Raw genomic sequence first — 18,918 nt, 5'->3', positions numbered from 1 at the left:
TGTCAAACGCTCGCGCCGACTTAAGGAGCATTTTCAGTTCACTTGAAACACCGTCAAGACCGCGGCATGATCCGACGGCCACGCGTTGCCCGCCGGGTTGCTCTGCGACGGCGTCCCGACCCAGAGCGCCTCCGACGACACGACGCTCAGCGGCCCGCGGTAGTGCACGAAGTCGATCCGGTCCTGCGGCTCGGCCTCGCCGGTGTGCGAGTCGTACCCGTACCCACCGGCGAACGTCTTGTCGACCGGCGACCACGTGTTGCCCGGGCTCTGCGCCGGGTTCGGGTGTGCCGCCCGATACGAGTCGGTGAGCCCCGCGTTGGCCGGCGCGGTCGACGACGGCCACGGCACCGCCCCGTATCCGCAGCGCGGGTTCGCCGCGGTCCAGTCCAGGTGCGACGGCGCGTTGAAGTCCCCGGTGAGCAGCACCGGCGTGCTCGCCGACGCGGCCAGGTCCGACGCCATCGCCGAGATGATCCCGTTGATCTGCCCGGTCCGCCCCGACGACGCCTCCCGGTCGAGCAGCTGCTGCACCGAGAGGTGCCCGAAGCACGCGTCATAGGGGCCATAGGGGGTGTACCCGAGGTGTGCGCTCCACAGCTTCAGGCTCCGCGACCCGAGGTCGATCTTCGCCGCGACGGCGACACCGGCGGTGGTGGGCGTCGTGGCGGTGATCGGGTACCGGCTCAGCACGGCGACGTCGCTGTTCTGGTAGTACGACCAGCCGAGCGCGCCCGCGAGCTGCGCCGCCGCGCCCGAGTTCTCCTGGATGCCGACGACGTCGACGTCCTGGTCGAGCAGGAACTTCAGCTCCTTCTCCAGCCCGTTGCTCACAACGGTCCCGCCGTGCCACAGGTTCCAGCTCATCGCGCGCACTTGCGGTACAAGTGCGGCAGTTTGAATCTTGATGCTGACGGTGGCGTCGGCGCTTCCGGTGCTGGTGGTGGCCCGGATCCCGACGGTCGCGGTCCCGCCGGCGGTGGGCGTGCCGGTCACCGCGCCGCTGCTGGACACCGAGACCCACGCGGGCCCGGACGTCTTCGCGAAGGTCAGCCCGGCCGTGTTGCCCTGCACGAGCCCGCCGACCGACGCCGAGTAGGCCGCCCCGACCTTGGCGTTGCGCAGCGTGAACGCCCCGGTCGGGAAGTGCGGGGTGCCGCTGCCGGTGATGCGCAGCGTGACGGGTTGCGCGAGCCAGGTGTACCCGTCGTTGTACAGGTAGTACAGGATGTAGTCACCCGCGGTGAGCCCGTCGGTGGGGATCGCGGCGGTGCCGCTGGAGCCGGTCGCGTAGGCCCACTGCTCGGAGGCGCCGACGAACGCCTGGTTCACCGGCCCGTTGCCCGGGTTGTGGTAGAGGCCGAGCCAGTTCGTGCTGCTCACCTTCGACGTGGCGTAGGTCGCCTGGATCGGCGTGCCGGCGGCGACGGTCGCGGAGGCGATCTTCAGGCTTCCGGAGGATGCGCTGGTGAGCTGCACCTTGACCGGCTGGGCGAGCCACGTGTACCCGTCGTTGTACAGGAAGTACAGCACGTACGATCCGGCCGCGAGCCCGCTGGTCGGCAGCGTGCCGGAGCCGCTGGCCGCGCTCGCGTAGGCCCATTTGGTCGACGCGCCGACGTAGACCTGGTTCACCGGCCCGTTGCCGGGGTCGGTGTAGAGCCCGACCCAGTTCTTGGCGTTCGGCCGGGGCGTCGAGTACGTGAACCGGAGATCGCTCCCCACGGCAACGGACGAGGCGGTGAGCGTACCGTCAGCGGCGGCCGAGGCCGCCCGCACCGGTACGACGGCGCTCAAGGCCCCCACAAGCAGGGCGAACACCAGGGGCAGAAGTCTGCGCATCGCTGCTCCACAAATCGAAGGTCGGCGATCGAGCCTGCCACCTTCCAGTGAAACGAAGCGGTGCATGGAGCAACCGCCATATGTCGCCGAGGTGTGGAGATCCTTGTCCCCGGCCCGACTGCGTCGCGGGCTTGGCTGTGATCGGCCACGTCGGTCCCGGCGAGACGGAGGTTCTGATCGGCGCTTCAGAGCGGATTGCCACGGCCGCCGGGCAGCACGCCGCAGTTCCGGCAGGCTCTGAGCGGGCGCCGATCGTCGTCGCCACAGACGAGGCATCTTCCCGCCGGGTCAACCCCGGCGACGCACGCGTCGAGCACCCGGCGCACCACGACGGGAAGCGGTTCGGGCGGATGCTTTCGCGGATCAGGGCAGTAGGCGATGGCGCTGCAACCCCATGAGTCCCACGGATGCAGCGTTGCCGGGACGCGCCGCCCCTCCCGCTTCTGCAGGCGCCGCTGGGCCGCAAACTCGGCCGCCCTCGGCAGCACCAGCGCACGGGCCGCCTCGAGTTCGCCGAGCGCCCGAACCAGCGATGATGGATCGACCTCGATGCTTCCCGGGATGCGGTGTGTGGTTGCCAGGTGATCCCAGGTGGCGCGGAAGCCATACGGCGCGAAGTGGAAAAGGCAGTTCCGCAGCCGCATCCGGCGTTGTCGAGGGTCGAGGCTCTCGTCACGAACCCGGCGAGCGATCGCGGGGAAACTGGTCACACCCTAATGATCACGAGTCGGCCCGCCACCCATCAACGCCATTTCCCTCAGCCGCCTGTCGTTCGGTGGGCTTCAGCCTGCGGCGGGCTCGCAGCAGCGCTGCGCGACAGTCCGTGACGGTGCCCGCAGCCCGCGCCAGCCCCTGGCGCGCTGGGCCAGGCCTGGCGCGCTGGGCGGCCATGGCCTGGGCTAGGCCCGCAGACCACCTGGGCAACGACGGGACGGTCGGCGTGAAGCTCCGTCAGCCGCCGGCCCCCTTCCCGGTCGGCACGATGCGCCCGGTCTCGTACGCCCACATCGCGATCTCGACCCGGTTCCGAGCCCCGAGTTTGGCCATCAGACTCGCCAGGTGCGTCTTGGTCGTACTGAGGCTGATGAACAACGAACTCGCGATGTCATGGTTCGACAACCCCTGCGCCACCGCGATCAACACCTCCTCCTCCCGCGGCGTCAACGGATCCACCGGCTGCACCGCGATCCGCCCGGCCGGCACGCTGGCGAACGCCTCCAGCAGCCGCACCGTCACACTCGGCGCGATGAGCGCCTGCCCGTCTGCCGCCGCCCGCACCGCCTGCGCCAGCAGTTCGGGCCCGGCATCCTTGAGCAGAAATCCCCGCGCCCCGGCCCGCAGCGCCCCGTACACGTACTCATCCAGGTCGAACAGCGTGATCACCACGACAACCATCGGCTCGGCGACCCCAGGCCCCGCCAGCATCCGCGTAGCCTCCAGCCCGTCCAGCTCAGGCATCCGGATGTCGAACAGGCAGACGTCCGGCCGCAACTCCCGCGCCAGCCGAACCGCCTCAGCCCCGTCCTCGGCCACCCCAACGACCTGGATGTCCGGCTGCGCCTCCAACATGATCCGCAGCCCGTTGCGCATGATCGCCTGGTCATCGGCAATGAGCACCCGAATCGCCACCACTCACCGCCCCTCGTCCAACGACGGCTGCCCGCCCCTCGAAAAGTGCTGCCCCTCGCCCGGCAGACCCAGTTCTCCGCCCACGCGATCCTCACTATCACCCGACGACTCGCGCTCTCGGCGCTGAAGCAGTGGACCCCGCTCCCCGCTCAAGCGACGCTGCCTGTCGCCCGCTGGCTCGCGGTCCCGGCGCTCACGCATCGGACCCTGCTCTCCGCCCAGGGCGACGCTCCCCATCGCCCGACGGCTCGCCCTCCCGGCGGTCATGCATCGGCCCCTGTTCTCCGCCGAAGCGACGCTCTCTATCGCCCGACGGCTCCCGCTCCTGGCGCTCGTGCGCGGGGCCCTGCTCGGCGCGGGCAGAACGTCGCCCGTTCCCCACCGTGCGCGGCAGCTCGGCCTCGACCAGCCATCCGTGTCCAGGGCAGGGTCCCGCGCTCAAACTGCCGCCCAGCAACGACGCTCGTTCCCGCAGCCCGGTGAGCCCGTACCCATCCCGCCCTCTGCCCCGACCCCGCCGGACCGCCGACCCGTCATCGCGCACCGTCACCCGAACCCGATCCGCCGCGGCCGAATCGACCCGGACCTCGACCCGAGTCGCGTCCACCGCGTGCCGGGCCGCGTTGGTCAGCGACTCCTGCACAATCCGGTACACGGCGGCATCCACCGCGGCCGGCAGCCGCTGCGCCGACGGCGAGATCCACAGGTCGACCGCCAGCCGCCGGCCCGCCGGGCCCCGGGTCAGACGTTGCAGATCAGCCACTCCGGCTACCGGCGTCATCTCGGCCCGTGTGTCCTCGTCCCGGAGTGCCGCGACCATGGCCCGCATTGCCTCGAGCGTGCGTGCGCCCTCTTCCTCGACGCCTTCGAGGGTCTCCCGCATCACCGCCCGCAGCGCCTCGGTCCGACTCGCCTCGGGACCGGTAGCTGCACCGCGGTCCGGCACCGCACCTTCCTCGGCACTGCCGCCGGTCGTGTGCCCCTGGAGGGCGTCGCCCCTCTGATCACTGGCGATCGCAGCAACGGCCCGGTCGTCGTTGTCCGCCGGGTGCTTCTGGCCGACGTTGTGGTCCATGAAGCGCTGGTCGTCATTGCCCGCTGCGTTCTCCCGGCCGACGTCATGGCCTGTGTCGAGCTGATCGTTGTCGTTCGCCGGTTCGTCCGGGGCGTCGGCTTTCGGGTCGATTCCGCCAGGGTCGGTGGCTGCGGCCAGCACTCGGCCGGCTTGGGCTCGGACCACGATGGCGGCAACATGGTGCGCCACGGTGTCGTGCAGTTCGCGGGCCAGCGCCGCCCGTTCGCGGGCCCGCATCCGGTCCAGGTCGCGCTCGCGCGAGGTCGACCACATCCGCACCGACAACCCGAGGATCGCAGGCAGGGCCAGGAACACCAGGCTGCCGAGTACGTCGGACGCCGGAAGCTCGTCGACTGTCAGTGACAGTGTGAAGGATGCGAGGGTCACCGCCCCGCCGAGGATGATGTCGCGGCCTGAGCCCCACCTTGTCAGGGAGTACACCAGGATGAGCACGACCATGCCGGAGTAGAGGCCGAGCGGGCGGTCGTGGTTGGCGGCGACGTCGACGAGGGTGAGCACGATGCCGGTGCCGAACGCGAGCGCCACCATCGCCAGCGGATGCGTGCGGCGCCACAGGGTCGCCGCGTAGAGGACGAGCGTCACGAGCAGCGAGACCGGCCACAGCACGACGTCGCCGCGCAGGGCCGTTTCGAGTCCTGCGCCGACCAGGCCGGCGGCGAGCAGGACCCAGTCCCGCCACACTCGCACCGGTGGGTCGGTCGCTCGCGGCTCGGTCCACAGCCGCCGCAGGTCGTCTCGGAACACGGGTCAAGCCTCGGCCACTGCGGGCCGCCCGTCATCGGCCGAAAGAACGAGCGGCGAACCGGTCCGCAGACCGAGGAAATCGCTGGCTCGCAGGCCGATGTCCGAACGCCGGACACCGACGAGGCTCATCGGCCATGAGAACCCCGAACTCACCGGCCCGAGCGGCCGGCCTCCTGTTCATCTTGGCTTCGGCCACCGCCATTGCCGGCGGATCGCTGCTGCTGCCGATCACCGGGACACAGTTCCTGACCACCGGCGGGAGCCGACCTCTTCTGGCCACCGGCGCGCTGTTGGAGATCGTCCTCGCTCTGAGCGTCGCCGCCATCGCCGCCATGCTGTGGCCGGTCCTGCGCCGGGTCAGCGAACCGGTCGCGGCGCTGTATGTGGCAACGCGGACGCTGGAGGGCGCGCTGATCGCCGGCGGCACCCTCGCGGCGCTGGTCATGACGTCGCTGGCCGGATCTCATGCGCCGCCGGCCAGCGGTGACGCGCTGCTCGATGGTCGCGACTGGGCGATTCGCATCGGCACCCTGGTCGTGTTCGGCGTGAGCGCGGTCATGCTCAACGCCCTGCTGCTCCGTGGTCGGCTGGCCCCGCCGTGGCTTGCCTGGTGGGGGCTCATCGGCGGCGGGTTGCTGGTGCTGCGCGGAGTCCTCGAGACGTATGGCATGACGTTGCCCGCTGCCGTCCAGGCCGTCCTCGCCGCGCCGATCGGGCTCCAGGAGATGGTCTTCGCGGTGTGGCTGCTCGTGAAGGGCCTCCGCGAGCCGGGTGCGGTGAGGAACGAGGCAGGCACGAACATGACAGCGGCCATGAGGGGCTAGGGCGGACGCCGGAAGATCGGTCAGAGGGAACGCACGACAAGTCCAGGCCGGCGCGGGGGCTCACGACAAGTCGGAGCGAACCATGGGGAGTGCACGGCGCGTCAGAACGTGTGGCTGGATGGGCACGAAGCGTCCGAACATGTGGCGGGCACGGCGAATCCAGCGGGTAGGTACGTCGTGCTCCTGCGTCGGGGTTGGCGCCGCTACGCGGCCTGCTTCGCACGGCTGCAAGACCGCGGCGTTCGGTGCGTCCGTGGGGGTCAAGAGATTATGGCCCGCTTGGACGGCACGCTTCTGAACAATTACGGACGGATCCGTGGTTCCCGCTCGGGCTGGTTCCGCACCGAGCAGTCCCTCTGAGCGTGCGTGGGGCCGCGGGTGCTCGAAGCGGCCGACAGTCTCACGAAGCGTCGGTCGAAGAGCGAAAAGCCTTTATCTTCAAGGGGAGGAAGAACAATGATTTGAGCCTGGCCGCACGCGGTGCCTTGGCCACGACTCCGTGCGGTGGAGATCACCGCCGGAGTTGAACTGATCGGACCAGCGGCACCGACAGCGGGCCTCACATGAGGCGCGGGCAGGAGCGGGCACGATGCGCGTCAGCAGTTCTTGGCGCGCGGCTGGAACCGGCGTTGCTGTGCGAGCCGTCGCCGCCGGACGGGTGGGGCGGGCCCTGGACCGGTTCCAGAGGCCATGACCCGCCCCGCAAACCACGTCGGACGATCGGCTGCGGAATCCGGTGGTGGCGCGACAACTCGGCCAACGAACCGGGGTCCGGCTGCGAAGTTCGGTGTCGGCGCGGCGGGTCAGCCGCGGCCGGTTTCCTGCTGCAGTTCGTCGATCATCTCGGACGCCTCGGCCTTGGTCAGGTCCTCCGGGACGTCCTGTCCGGCCTCACGGGCCAGGGTGCCGAGATAGGACTCCTGCGGGCCCGTCATCGGCTCGTCGCCGGTCACCCAGTCGGCGGGGTCCTTCTCCGGATTGCGATCAGTCACGGCCAGCTCCTCAACGAATGCTATTCGAACACCCGTTGCATACCCATCCGCGCGGGACGCAATCATGATCCGCCGGCGGGCAACTCGATCGGGGACGGCGCCGGGGTCCATACCTGCAACACACGGGCGGGGAGCGGCGGCGGGGGCCGTACTCAGGTGCGGTTGAGTACGTGCACGGATGATCGCCGGCCGGCGGGGCCGTAGGTTTCCGATGTGGACGAGCTGCCGGTACGGCGGATGGTGTGGGGCGGCCTCACGGTGGCCGGGCTGACGGCGGGCTGGCTGGTCGGGCTCGCGATGCTGGCGTTGACGTATTTCGCGCGTCTGCTCCTCGGCCCGAACGAGAACCGGCCGCCGGACCCGCATCTCGGGTGGCTCGGGTTCGGCACCGTCGCGGTGCTCGTCGGGGGGCCGCTCGTCATCGCGCTCGCGGCGTGGGTGCTGCGTCTGGATGGGGTGCCCAAGGCGTACCTGGTGATCGCCGTCCTGCTCGTGCTGCCCGCGATCTACGGCTCCTGGATCAGCTGGAACGACATGCATCCGCGCAACGCCGAGCCGACCGCACCCTGGACTCCGCCGACGCACTGCGTGGCGTACAGCGGCGGATCCAACAACTGCCCCGGCGGCTGACCACCGCACCGAGCCCGCGCCGCGAAAACCGCGAACCGGCAAGCCGCCGCACCGCCAAGCCAGCACACCCGCAAAGCGGCACACCCGCAAACCGGCGTGCGGCAAAACCGGCGCGCGGGGCAACACCAGCACACGCGGCAAGGCCAACGCAGGGCAAGACCAGCGCGCGGCAAGACCGGCGAACCACCAACCGCGCCGTGGGCTAAATACTAGTTTTCCGATAGGGATTGACAAGTTACGGCCGTCTCCCTAAGTTGCCCTGTAAGCGGATGCGATGAGCGACATCCGCGTCGACGGAGGGCGATCCCGATGAGCAGCGCGCGCGTACCCGCGACCGGGTACTTCTACGCGCGCCGGTACATCGATCTCGTCCGCGTCGGCAGTGCGCAGTGTCGCGCCACGTCGTCCTGACCGACGCCGAAACACCGACGCCGAAACACCAGGGCCGCGCCGTACCCAGGCGGCCACAGCGAAACGATCCCAATCCAGCATGAGGCCGCGCCGTGATGGTGTGTGCCTGCGGCCGTCCGGATGGAGCCAATCCCATGACCGCGACCCTGGAGTCACCCCAAGTCGGCGGGCTCGACCCGCGGATCGCCGAGCGGCGGGTCACGCCGCGCCTGCAGCCGTGGCGTTGGCTCGTCAGTGCCGTCGTGCTGGTGGTGCTCGCCCAGTTTGTCATTGGCGTCTTCACCAACACCCACTACGAGTGGCAGAAGTTCTGGCCGTTCTTCACCCGCGAGTCGATCCTCGACGGCGTCCTGGTCACGCTGAAGGTGGTCGCGCTGAGCGCGGTCTTCGGGCTGCTGCTCGGCGTGGTCGTCGCGCTCGGGCGGCTGTCGAGCAATCCGCTGATCGGCGGGCTGGCCTGGGCCTACGTGTGGTTCTTCCGGGCCCTGCCGCTGCCGTTGCTGCTGATCATCACGTTCAACTTCTCGTACTTCTACCCGCGGCTCGGCGTCGGCGTTCCCTGGGGGCCGGTCTTCGCCGAGGTGCAGACGAGCAGCCTGACGCCCCTGGCCATCGGGGTGATCGCGCTGAGCCTGAACGAGGCGGCGTACGCGGCGGAGGTCATCCGCGGCGGCATCCTGTCGGTCGAGCACGGGCAGATCGAGGCGGCCACCGCGCTCGGGTTGTCCAAGGCGCGGCAGCTGCGCCGGGTGGTGCTGCCGCAGGCGTTGCGTTCGATCGTCCCGGCGTACGGCAACCAGCTCGTCGGCCTGGTCAAGGCGAGCTCGCTGGTCTACTACGTGTCGCTGCTGGACCTGTTCGGGGCGGTGTTCGTGCTGGAGTCGCGCCACCCCGAGTCGATCGTGCCGATCCTGATCGTCGGCGCGGCCTGGTACCTGCTGATGACCGCGGCACTGTCGGTCGTGCAGTTCTACGTCGAACGGTACTTCGCCCGCGGCACCGCCCGCGCCCTGCCACCCACCCCGATCCAGCGGCTGCGCGCGTTCACGAGGGGCCTCCGATGAGTACGCCGGCGTTGGAGATCCGCAACGTGCACAAGGCGTTCGGCCCGCACGAGGTGCTCAAGGGCGTCGACCTGACCGTCCGGCCCGGCGAGGTGGTCGCGATCCTCGGCCCCTCCGGCTCGGGCAAGTCGACCCTGCTGCGCACGATCAACCACCTCGAACGCCCGGACCTCGGGTACGTCGCGGTGCACGGCGAGCTGATCGGCGTCGAGGTCCGCGGCACGCACCTGCATGAGCTGTCCGAACGCGCCGTGCGGCGGCAGCGGACCCGCATCGGGTTCGTCGCGCAGAGCTTCAACCTGTTCCCGAACCTGACCGCGCGCGACAACGTCGCCGAACCGCTCATCGCGCACAAGCGGCTGCCCCGCGCGGCCGCCCACGAGCGGGCGATCGAGCTGCTGGGCAAGGTCGGGCTGAGCGAGCGCGGCGACGCCTACCCGCGGCGGCTGTCCGGCGGGCAGCAGCAGCGCGTCGCGATCGCCCGCGCCCTGGCCCTCGAACCGGGCGTGATCCTGTTCGACGAGCCGACCTCCGCGCTCGACCCCGAGCTCGTCGGCGAGGTGCTCGCGGTGATCCGCCGGCTGGCCGCGACCGGCACGACGCTCGTGATCGTCACCCACGAGATCGGGTTCGCCCGCGAGGTCGCCGACACCGTCGTGTTCATCGACGACGGGGTGATCGTCGAGCAGGGCCCGCCCGCCGACGTCCTCGACCGCCCGCACCAGCCCCGCACCCGCGAGTTCCTCTCGAAAGTCCTCTGAAACCGCTTTGGAGAAACCATGAAAAAGCCCGCGTTGGTACTGCTCGTGCTCACCCTCCTCGCCGGCTGCGGCACCGACGCCGCGGCGGACGCCGGCGCCGCCCCCGACGGCAGTGTGAGCATCGGCGCGCAGGCGAAGGGCATCGGCCGCCCCGCCGAACTGAAGGTCGAGAAGCAGCAGGGCATCGCCGACGAGGTACCGGATGCGATCAAGTCCGACGGCAAGCTCACCATCGGCCTGGGCGCGCTGCCGACCGGATTCCCGCCGCTCGCCTTCATCGGCGACGACGACAAGACCCCGACCGGCGCCGAGCCCGACCTGGGCCGGCTCGTCGCCGCGGTGCTGGGCCTGAAGCCCGAGTTCAACAACGACACGTGGGACAACCTGTTCGTCGGCATCGACTCGGGCAAGAACGAGGTCGGCTTCTCCAACATCACCGACACCGAGCAGCGCAAGGAGAAGTACGACTTCGCCTCCTACCGCCAGGACAACCTCGGCTTCGCGGTGAAGGAGGGCAACTCCTGGAACTTCGGCAAGGACTACAAGAACCTGGCCGGCCTCAAGGTCGCCGTCGGCGCCGGCACCAACCAGGAGAAGATCCTGGTCGCGTGGCAGGAGAAGCTCAAGGCCGAGGGCAAGACCCTGGACATCAAGTACTTCGCCGACACACCGAGCACCTTCAAGGCCATCGTCTCGGGCCAGATCGACGGCTACTTCGGCCCGAACCCAGGCATCGCCTTCCAGATCAGCCAGACCCAGGGCACCCCCGACGCGGTACGCAACGCCGGCGTCTACTCCGGCGCCGGCGAGTCGCTGCAGGGCCTGATCGCCGCGACCACGAAGAAGGACAACGGCCTCATCAAGGCCATCGCCGACGCGATCAACTACCTGATCCAGAACGGTCAGTACAAGGCGTGGCTGGCCGCGTACAACCTCGACACCGAGGCCGTGGCGACCTCCGCGGTGAACCCGCCGGGCCTGCCCAAGTCCAACACCTGACCGGAAGCGGTGCGGCCGGTCATCCGCCGGCCGCACCGCCGGCGTCAACCGCGGCGAGCGCGGCTTCCGCGCAGGCGTCGTCCTGCCCCGGCGCCGTGCCGCCGCTGACCGCGAGTGCGCCGACGATGGTCCCGCCGCGCCGGATGAGGGCCGCGCCGGCGCCGGCCAGGATCGGGGTCCGGACGGCCCGGTCGAGCTGGGCGAAGAAGCCGGGGTTGGCCTCCTGCATCTGACGCAGGGCGGCGCCGTCGCGGCGGAAGAGGGCGACGCTGGCCGCCTTGGTCTGCGCGATCTCGGCCGAGAGCGGCGGCGCGCCGTTCATGCGGCCGAGGGCCTGCAGGTGCCCGCCCTCGTCGACGACCGCGACCGTGACCAGCGCGGCAATCGTACCGGCGTGCTCGTGCGCGCCGGCGATGACGGTCTGAGCCTCTTGCAACGTGAGCGGCATGGCAATCTCCCCGCGTTATGAGGACAGCTGTCCTTGCATGGACGAGCGTATTGCCAGCGATGGCCCGACGCAAGGGTGCAAGGGCGCACGGCGCACGGCGCACGGGCGCAGGGGCAAGGGCGCACGGCGCACGGCGCACTGCCCAAGGGCAAGGGCGCACGGCGCAGGGGCGAGGGCGCAAGGGCGCAAGGCTAGGATGATCGGGCGATGGACGACACCAGCTCGCCGGACGCTCCTACCGGCCCGCGCCGGCCCAACGCGCGCGGGCAGGGGGAACGGCTGCGGGAGGAGATCGTCGCCGCGGCCGTGCGGATGCTCGGCGAGCTGGCCGACGACGAGGCCCTGTCGCTGCGCGCGGTCGCCCGGGCGGTGTCGATCTCCCCCAACTCGGTCTACCTGTACTTCCCCGACCGTGACGCGCTCGTCGCGGCGGCCATGGAACGCTGCCACGCGGAGATGCTCGCGGCCGCGGACGGGGCCGAGGCCGCGCAGCCGGACCCCGCGCTTGGCCTGCGCGCCCGGATCCTGGCCCAGGCGGCCTGGGTGCAGGACCATCCCGGCATCTACAAGGTGATGCACGAGAGCAAGGTCGGCATGCCCTTCAAGGAGGTCATGTTCACCCGTACCACGGCCGCGGTCCAGCGCTGCATGGACGCCGGGGTCGCCGCGCCGGGTGACGCCGCCACCGTCGCGCTCGACCTGCGTACGGCCGTCATCGGCATGCTGTCGCTGCGGATCAACGAGCCCGACCTGCCGTGGCCGCCCTTCCCGGAGCAGGCCGACCGCTTCCTCGCCAAGCTCGTCGGGCTCGCGCCGCCGCGCTCCACCTGAACGGCACCGCGGCCTCCGCACCTGACCGGTACCGAGACCTCAGGACGCGGGCGCGCTCGGCGGCAGGTGAAACCAGTAGTTGACCGTCGGTCCCTGGGTCGCCAGGCCGGCGCCCATCGACTCGTACAGGCGGCGCGCGGCCGCGTTGTCCGCGCCGGTGAACCGCTGAGCGGCCGTTTCGAGTAGGTCCGTGGTGGCCGGCGAGGCGCGAAGGATCACCGCAGCATCCTGCCCCGGCGGGCGGTCGGGTGGGTGGCACGTTTCCGGGATTTGTGCGGGTCGCGGTCGCCCTAACGTTCTTGTCAACAGGCAAGCAACGGTTGAGGGAGATAAAGATGAGCGACGTCGACTACGGACAGTACGAGGCCGGCCAGGAGAGCGGCGAGCTGGACCAGCTGCACCAGGCGGAGGGCTCGGAGTACGACGCCCAGTCGCAGTTCGGGGTGTACGAGCAGGACCACCACGCCCAGGAGTCGACCGACTTCTCGACCGGGCAGCACGTCGAGTACGACGCGCCGGGGGCCGTGCACTACGAGTCCACCGACTACACCAACTACAGCCACGACGCGTCCGAGGACGACCACGTCTTCGCCGCGCAGGGTTCGGAGTCCGTCCACCAGGCCGAGTTCTCCGAGCTCGACGCCCTGCAGGAGCGCTTCGCCACCGCGTTCGAGCGCGGCACCGTGTTCAGCGGCTCCGACGCCCAGCTCGAGGCCGCGAACTGAGCCCCCGCGGACAGCAGCACGGCCGGTCTCCTGTGGAGGGGTGACCGGCCGTGCTGCGTGTCCGGGTCCTCACGCGCAGGTCACGCAGGTGCGGGCCGACGGGCGGGCCAGCAGCCGCTCGGGCGGGATCGGGCGGCCGCAGCGCGTGCACACCCCGTAGGTCCCGGCGTCGACCCGGGCCAGGGCATCGTCCAGGTCGGCGAGGCGCCGGCGGGTGGCGTCCAGCACGGCCGTGAGCTGCGCCCGTTCGTACGCGATGGTGCTGCCCTCGGGATCGTGCTCGTCGTCGGCGTTGGACTCGCGGGACGCCTCGAAGACCGCGCGCAGGTCCGACTCGAGGGCCTGCACCTCGGCCGCCGCCTCGGCGCGCAGGCGCCGGAGTTCCGCTCGCAGCGCGTCCATGTGTCAACAGTAGGCATCACGGAATCCAGCGGTACTCGACCTCCGGGCGTCCGGTGTTGCCATAGCGGAGGTGCCGGCCGGCCGCGCCGCGCTCCGCGAGGTACTCCAGGTAGCGGCGGGCCGTCACCCGGGAGGCCTGCAGCGACTGCGCGACCTCCGCCGCCGACAGGCCGCCCGCCGCCGATCGGATGAGACCCGCCACCGCGGCCAGGGACTCGGGGCTCATGCCCTTCGGCAGGTGGGTCGGCGACTGGCCGCGCAGGGTGGCGAGCAGGCCGTCGACCTCGCCCTGGTCGGCGACCGAGGCCGAGCGTTCCAGCTGGGTGCGGTACTGCCGGTACCGCTCCAGCTTGTCCCGCAACGCCGGGAAGGCGAACGGCTTGAGCAGGTAGTGCACGATCCCCTGGGACACCGCGGCGCGGACCACGTCCAGGTCCCGGGCCGACGTCACGGCCATCACGTCCGCGGGGTGCCCGGCCGCCCGCATCGCCCGCACCAGGTCCATGCCGTGCATGTCGGGCAGGTTCATGTCCAGCAGGACCAGGTCCACCGGCTGGCTGGTGAGCACGCGCAGCGCTTCCGCGGCGGTCGTCACCTGGGCCGTCACCGCGAAGCCGGCCACCCGCGAGACGTAGAGGACGTGCGCGTCCGCCGCGATCGGCTCGTCCTCCACGACAAGAACGCGGATCATGAAGTACCAACCGGGGAAGACAACGGCAGCCGCACGGTGAACGCCGCCCCGGACACATCGATGGCGCCCCCGTGCCGGTGCACCGCCTGCCCCACCAGCGCCAGCCCCAGGCCGCGCCCGGCGAGGTTGCCCGCGGCCGGCTTCGTCGACCAGCCCCGCGAGAAGGCGTGCGTGACATCCGCCGGATTCAGGCCCGGCCCGCTGTCGGCCACGCACAGCAGCAGCTCCTCCGCGTGCCGGACCGCCGCGAACTCGACCCGGCGCGGCGGCGGGGCGGCGACCGCGGCGTCGATCGCGTTGTCCAGCAGGTTGCCCACGATCGTGACGAGGTCGCCGGGCGGGAGGGCCGCCTCCGGGACCTCCGCGTCCGGGGCCACCTCGAGCTCCACCCCGCGCTCCGCCGCCTGGGACGCCTTGGCCAGCAGCAGCGCGGCCAGGACCGGTTCGCGCACGGCGCCGACCACGCGGTCGGTGAGGCGCTGGGCCACGGCGAGCTCCTTGCCGGCGAAGTCGATCGCGTCGTCGGAGCGGCCGAGTTCGATCAGCGACAGTACCGTGTGCAGGCGGTTCGCGGCCTCGTGGGCCTGGGCCCGCAGCGACTCGGCGAAGCCGCGCACCGAGTCGAGTTCGCCGGTGAGGGCCTGCAGGTCGGTGTGGTCGCGCAGGGTGACCACGGTGCCGAGCGGGGCGCCGTTGCTGCCGGCGGCGGCCGGGGCCTGGTTGATGACGAGGACCCGGTCGCCGGCGAGGTGGATCTCGTCGGTGCGGGAGCGGCCCTCGGCCAGGGCGCCGCCGAGCGCGGCGGGCAGGCCGGCCTCGCCGATCGGGCGGCCCAGCGCGGCCTCGTCCAGGGCGAGCAGGCGGCGGGCCTCGTCGTTGGCGAGCAGCAGCCGGCCGTGCCGGTCGAGCAGGAGCAGCCCCTCGCGTACGGCGTGCAGGACCGCGTCGTAGAACTCGTACATCCGGCCGAGCTCCTCCGGGCCGAGGTCGTGGGTGCGGCGGCGCAGCCAGCGGCTGACCAGCCAGGAGCCGGCGCCGGCCAGCAGCATGGCCAGGGCGGCGGTCACCAGCAGCGACGGGATGCGGGCGCGGACCTCGCGGGCGACCGAGGTGAGCCGGATGCCGACCGAGACCAGGCCGACGATCCGCTCCCCCGCGCGCACCGGCACCACGGCCCGCATCGAGGGGCCGAGGGTGCCGGTGTAGGTCTCGGTGAGCGGGCGGCCGTGCACGGCGGGGTCGATCGTGCCCAGGAAGTGCCCGCCGATCTGTTTCGGGTCCGGATGGGTGTACCGGATGCCACCCGGAGTCATGATCACCACGAAGTCGGTCCGGGCGTCCCGGTTGAGCTGGTCGGCCAGCGGTTGCAGGACGGCCGTCGGGTCGGGCGCGGCGAGCCCGTCGCGCACCGCCGGGGAGTCGGCGACGCTCCAGGCGATGCCGAGCACCTTCTGCCGGGCGGCGTCGAGGCTGGCCCGGTCGGCCTGGACGTACGCGCCGACGAGGGTGCCGGCCACCAGTACCGTGATGACGGTCAGCTGCAGGCCGAGCAGCTGACGGGCGAGGCTCCAACGCCGGGGCGACATGTACGCAATGTACAGAACAGTGACGCAGGTCACTGCGACTCCCATGCTTCCGGTATGAGCACCCCCGACACCGCGCCCGCCCCGCGGCGCGACCGTACCCATCTGCTGTATCTGGCCGTGATCGTGGCGGTGGTCCTCGGCGCCGCGTTCGGCCTGCTGTTCCCCAAGACGGCGCTGGAGATGAAGCCGCTCGGCACCGGCTTCGTCAACCTGATCCGGATGATGATCAGCCCGATCATCTTCTGCACGATCGTGCTGGGCATCGGCTCGGTGCGCAAGCTCGCCCGGGTCGGCAAGGTCGGCGGCCTGGCGCTGGGCTACTTCCTGGTCATGTCGACGGTGGCGCTCGCCATCGGCCTGGTCGTGGGCAACATCCTGCAGCCCGGCGCCAACATGCACCTGACCGACGCGGCCAAGGCGGCGGCGGAGAAGCAGGCGGCCAGCGGCTCCGGCTCCACCACCGACTTCCTGCTGGGGATCATCCCGACCACGTTCTTCTCCTCGCTGACGTCCGGGCAGGTGCTGCAGGCGCTGCTCGTGGCGCTGCTGGCCGGATTCGCGCTGCACTCCATCGGGGAGGCCGGTCAGAAGATCCTGGTCGGCATCTCGTACCTCCAGAAGCTCGTCTTCCGCGTCCTGGCCATGATCATGTGGCTGGCCCCGATCGGTGCGTTCGGCGCGATCGCGGCGGTCGTCGGCGCGGGCGGCTGGAGTGCCATCGAGAGCCTGCTGCAGATCATGGCCGGCTTCTACCTGACCTGCGCGATCTTCGTCTTCCTGGTGCTGGGCGTCATCCTGCGCACGGTGGCCGGCGTGAACATCCTGCTGCTGCTGAAGTACCTGGCGCGGGAGTTCCTGCTGATCCTCGGCACCTCGTCGTCGGAGTCGGCGCTGCCCCGCCTGATCGCGAAGATGGAGCACGCCGGCGTCTCGCGCACGGTGGTCGGGCTGACCGTGCCGACCGGGTACTCGTTCAACCTCGACGGCACCGCGATCTACCTGACGATGGCGTCGCTGTTCATCGCCGACGCGCTGGGCCAGCCGCTGAGCATCGGCCAGCAGATCTCCCTGCTGCTGTTCATGATCATCGCCTCCAAGGGCGCGGCGGGCGTGACCGGCGCCGGGCTGTCCACGCTGGCGGGCGGGCTGCAGGCGCACCGCCCGGAACTCGTCGACGGCGTGGGCCTGATCGTGGGCATCGACCGCTTCATGTCCGAGGCGCGGGCCCTGACCAACTTCGCCGGCAACGCGGTCGCCACGATCCTGGTCGGCAAGTGGACCAACGACTTCGACCGCGAGCGCTGCGACGAGGTCCTCGCCGGCCGCCTGCCGTTCGACGAGCGCACGATGGTCGACGACCACGCCCCGCGCGACCCGGGCGACGACGACACCGCCCCGCCGGCCGGCCCGCCGACACAGCGCGAGGCGGCGCCGGCGTCCTGAGTCACCCGTCCTGTTCAGTGGTGGCGTGCCGGACGCCCACGAGGGTCATCACCGATCGAGGCGCGCGCCACCGGCCGGGCCGCAATCCGCGGCGTGAGCGCCGGCAGCGCGTCGAACGCCGCCGGCGCTGCCCCGGCGTCGGTGGCGAGGTCGGCGGCAGGCAGCTGTGCGGCCGAACGCCGGTACGCGGAAATTGTTTGGCCGCGCACGGGCCGGGGCAGACGCTCACCATCGATCGACGAGACGCGCGGACACCGGCCGGGGCGAGCGCACGGCGAGCCCGGGCCGCGTGCCGCTGCCCGGACATCGGCCGGTCGCCGTGATCGGGCACGCCGTCCTGCTGTACGACGATCCGCTCGACCTGGCCGATCGCCTCGCGGCGACCGGCGCCGGTGGCGGGCGCCTCGCCCTCGCCTGCGACCCCGCCCACGCGGCCGTCCTCGCCGCCCGGCTCGGCGGTCCCGTGCTGCGCCGCCTCGCCCGCCCCGACATCCACACCCGCCCGGCCGCCGCCCTGGCCGCCTGCCACCGGCTGACCCGGCCGGACCACGGACCGCACCGGACCAACCCGGAAGCCGACCCGGAGGCGGACGCGGATGCCGGCCGAGAGGCGGACCCGAAGCTGGGCGGCCCCGTCGTCGCCGTGCTGGAGCCGGAACCGGGCACCAAGGACGAGGACTGGGCGCGGGCCGCGCGGTTCGAGGCCGCGCTCGACCTGACCGTGCCCGGCAGCGGCCTGACCGCCGTGTGCACCTATCCCGCCCGCATTCCGGAGCCGCTGCTCGGGTACGTGCTGGCCACCCACCCGTTCCTGCTCACCCGGGCCGGGCGGGCGCTCAATCCCGGCCACGTCGACCCGGCCGGGCTGCTCGGCGACCTGGGCCCGCACCGCCCGACCGCGGCCCCGCCCGGCGAGCCGCGGCTGCACCTGGACGGCTCGAGCACCCTGCGCGACCTCGAGCCGATCCGCCGCCGGGTGGTCGCCGCCCTCGACGACGTGGCCACGCTGGTGCGCACCGACTTCGTGGCCGCCGTCAACGAGATCCTCACCAACGCGTTCCTGCACGGGCGCCCGCCGGTCGAGCTGACCCTGTGGGCCGGCGAGGGCGCCGTCGAGTGCCGCATCACCGACCGCGGCGACGGAAGGCCGGACCCGACCGCCGGGTACCGCCCGCGCCCGAGCCCCACCCGCGCCGGCGCCGGGCTGTGGCTGGCCCGGCAGGCCTGCGACGACCTCGACATGTGGCGCACCGACGACGGCCTCACCGTGCGCGCCGCCACCGCCACCGACCGGCCCCGCCAGCACGCCGGCGCGATCGCCCGTGCGGAGACCGCCCGCAGCCGGGCCGACCTCTTCACCCGCCGGGCCTCCGTCCACTGAGGACACCCATTACCCATTAAGTCGATAGGTATTGACGGACGGGATTGCCATTGTCTACCGTGACGGCATGAAATCGGTCCGGTTGACCTGTCGGCGGTACGTCGACTGCTGCCGGACCTGCGCGTGCCTGTGTCCGGCCGCCACCGCCTGACCGTCACCCGCCGTGACCGTCACCGCCTGACCGCCGGCGCCTGAGCAGCGCGCCGAGCACCGCTCCCAGCCCCGCCGACCCGGCCCCCGCCGGGCGCTTCGCCATACCCCCGAAACCCCGGAGTTCCCATGCCCGAAGAGCGCCAGCGCGTCTCCCTCGACTGGATCGCGGTCGCCGTGGCCGCCGTCTTCGCCGTGCTCGCCGCCGTCCGCGTGCTGCCCGCCATCCCGTGGGACAGCGTCACCATCCCCCTCATCAAGTAGGGCGG

General features: G+C 71.5%; 20 protein-coding genes. 10 read left to right on the top strand and 10 right to left on the bottom strand.

The features are described from left to right. Positions 1-33 precede the first annotated feature (33 nt). From ACQP00_RS25910 to ACQP00_RS25895, 4 genes are all read right to left on the bottom strand, one after another. Positions 34-1,842, bottom strand: a complete 1,809-nt coding sequence (locus tag ACQP00_RS25910; RefSeq protein ID WP_433223352.1) for an endonuclease/exonuclease/phosphatase family protein — start codon at positions 1,840-1,842, stop codon at positions 34-36. Between the two features lie 185 nt (positions 1,843-2,027). Beyond that, positions 2,028-2,552 (bottom strand): hypothetical protein, encoded by a 525-nt coding sequence (locus tag ACQP00_RS25905; protein WP_433223350.1) that lies wholly within the window; start codon positions 2,550-2,552, stop codon positions 2,028-2,030. 241 nt (positions 2,553-2,793) lie between these two features. Then, the gene (locus ACQP00_RS25900) at positions 2,794-3,471 is read right to left on the bottom strand and encodes a response regulator (protein WP_433223983.1); all 678 of its coding nucleotides are present in this window, start codon (positions 3,469-3,471) and stop codon (positions 2,794-2,796) included. 193 nt (positions 3,472-3,664) lie between these two features. Further along, the gene (locus tag ACQP00_RS25895) at positions 3,665-5,254 is read right to left on the bottom strand and encodes an ATP-binding protein (protein ID WP_433223348.1); all 1,590 of its coding nucleotides are present in this window, start codon (positions 5,252-5,254) and stop codon (positions 3,665-3,667) included. A 191-nt stretch (positions 5,255-5,445) separates the two neighbouring features. Between ACQP00_RS25895 and ACQP00_RS25890 the strand changes: the two genes are divergently transcribed. Then, positions 5,446-6,135, top strand: coding sequence for a DUF4386 domain-containing protein (locus ACQP00_RS25890; RefSeq protein WP_433223346.1), 690 nt, complete (start codon positions 5,446-5,448; stop codon positions 6,133-6,135). 803 nt (positions 6,136-6,938) lie between these two features. On the opposite strand, the gene ACQP00_RS25885 is transcribed toward ACQP00_RS25890, so the two are convergent. After that, positions 6,939-7,127 carry a DUF3072 domain-containing protein gene (locus ACQP00_RS25885; protein WP_433223344.1) on the bottom strand — a complete coding sequence of 63 codons (189 nt, stop codon included), beginning with the start codon at positions 7,125-7,127 and terminating at the stop codon, positions 6,939-6,941. A 213-nt stretch (positions 7,128-7,340) separates the two neighbouring features. Here ACQP00_RS25885 and ACQP00_RS25880 point away from each other — a divergent pair, with 213 nt between their 5' ends. From ACQP00_RS25880 to ACQP00_RS25865, 4 genes are all read left to right on the top strand, one after another. Further along, positions 7,341-7,757 (top strand): hypothetical protein, encoded by a 417-nt coding sequence (locus tag ACQP00_RS25880; RefSeq protein ID WP_433223342.1) that lies wholly within the window; start codon positions 7,341-7,343, stop codon positions 7,755-7,757. A 545-nt stretch (positions 7,758-8,302) separates the two neighbouring features. After that, positions 8,303-9,232, top strand: coding sequence for an amino acid ABC transporter permease (locus ACQP00_RS25875; RefSeq protein ID WP_433223340.1), 930 nt, complete (start codon positions 8,303-8,305; stop codon positions 9,230-9,232). Next, the gene (locus tag ACQP00_RS25870) at positions 9,229-9,993 is read left to right on the top strand and encodes an amino acid ABC transporter ATP-binding protein (RefSeq protein ID WP_433223338.1); all 765 of its coding nucleotides are present in this window, start codon (positions 9,229-9,231) and stop codon (positions 9,991-9,993) included. Before ACQP00_RS25875 ends, ACQP00_RS25870 begins: the two co-directional genes overlap by 4 nt. An 18-nt stretch (positions 9,994-10,011) precedes the next feature. After that, complete coding sequence (locus ACQP00_RS25865) at positions 10,012-10,992, top strand: ABC transporter substrate-binding protein (protein ID WP_433223336.1); 981 nt, start codon at positions 10,012-10,014, stop codon at positions 10,990-10,992. 19 nt (positions 10,993-11,011) lie between these two features. Here ACQP00_RS25865 and ACQP00_RS25860 read toward each other — a convergent pair whose 3' ends face one another. Then, positions 11,012-11,440 carry a GlcG/HbpS family heme-binding protein gene (locus ACQP00_RS25860; protein ID WP_433223334.1) on the bottom strand — a complete coding sequence of 143 codons (429 nt, stop codon included), beginning with the start codon at positions 11,438-11,440 and terminating at the stop codon, positions 11,012-11,014. A 207-nt stretch (positions 11,441-11,647) separates the two neighbouring features. Between ACQP00_RS25860 and ACQP00_RS25855 the strand changes: the two genes are divergently transcribed. Further along, a complete protein-coding gene (locus ACQP00_RS25855; RefSeq protein ID WP_433223332.1) occupies positions 11,648-12,271 on the top strand; it encodes a TetR/AcrR family transcriptional regulator in 624 nt (207 codons plus the stop codon). 39 nt (positions 12,272-12,310) lie between these two features. Here ACQP00_RS25855 and ACQP00_RS25850 read toward each other — a convergent pair whose 3' ends face one another. Further along, positions 12,311-12,490: a hypothetical protein gene (locus ACQP00_RS25850; protein ID WP_433223330.1), complete on the bottom strand. Its 180-nt coding sequence runs from the start codon at positions 12,488-12,490 to the stop codon at positions 12,311-12,313. Positions 12,491-12,606: 116 nt separating this feature from the next. Here ACQP00_RS25850 and ACQP00_RS25845 point away from each other — a divergent pair, with 116 nt between their 5' ends. After that, entirely contained in the window at positions 12,607-12,996 is a 390-nt protein-coding gene (locus tag ACQP00_RS25845; RefSeq protein WP_433065268.1) for a hypothetical protein, read from the top strand. Between the two features lie 69 nt (positions 12,997-13,065). Here ACQP00_RS25845 and ACQP00_RS25840 read toward each other — a convergent pair whose 3' ends face one another. From ACQP00_RS25840 to ACQP00_RS25830, 3 genes are read right to left on the bottom strand one after another with little or no spacing between them, the layout of a single operon-like run. Then, complete coding sequence (locus tag ACQP00_RS25840) at positions 13,066-13,398, bottom strand: TraR/DksA family transcriptional regulator (RefSeq protein ID WP_433223328.1); 333 nt, start codon at positions 13,396-13,398, stop codon at positions 13,066-13,068. Positions 13,399-13,414: 16 nt separating this feature from the next. Further along, a complete protein-coding gene (locus ACQP00_RS25835; RefSeq protein ID WP_433223326.1) occupies positions 13,415-14,089 on the bottom strand; it encodes a response regulator in 675 nt (224 codons plus the stop codon). Continuing rightward, a complete protein-coding gene (locus ACQP00_RS25830; protein ID WP_433223324.1) occupies positions 14,086-15,675 on the bottom strand; it encodes a sensor histidine kinase in 1,590 nt (529 codons plus the stop codon). The genes ACQP00_RS25835 and ACQP00_RS25830 overlap by 4 nt, the downstream gene beginning before the upstream one ends. A gap of 54 nt (positions 15,676-15,729) precedes the next feature. Here ACQP00_RS25830 and ACQP00_RS25825 point away from each other — a divergent pair, with 54 nt between their 5' ends. From ACQP00_RS25825 to ACQP00_RS25815, 3 genes are all read left to right on the top strand, one after another. Beyond that, positions 15,730-17,118 (top strand): cation:dicarboxylate symporter family transporter, encoded by a 1,389-nt coding sequence (locus ACQP00_RS25825; RefSeq protein WP_433223322.1) that lies wholly within the window; start codon positions 15,730-15,732, stop codon positions 17,116-17,118. 289 nt (positions 17,119-17,407) lie between these two features. Further along, entirely contained in the window at positions 17,408-18,499 is a 1,092-nt protein-coding gene (locus tag ACQP00_RS25820) for an ATP-binding protein (protein WP_433223320.1), read from the top strand. A gap of 279 nt (positions 18,500-18,778) precedes the next feature. Then, a complete protein-coding gene (locus ACQP00_RS25815) occupies positions 18,779-18,913 on the top strand; it encodes a hypothetical protein (protein WP_433223318.1) in 135 nt (44 codons plus the stop codon). The last annotated feature ends 5 nt before the right edge of the window (positions 18,914-18,918 follow it).

The organism is Dactylosporangium sp. CS-047395, assembly GCF_050942185.1.
Lineage (GTDB): Bacteria > Actinomycetota > Actinomycetes > Mycobacteriales > Micromonosporaceae > Dactylosporangium.
This window is presented reverse-complemented; position numbering and strand designations above follow the sequence as displayed.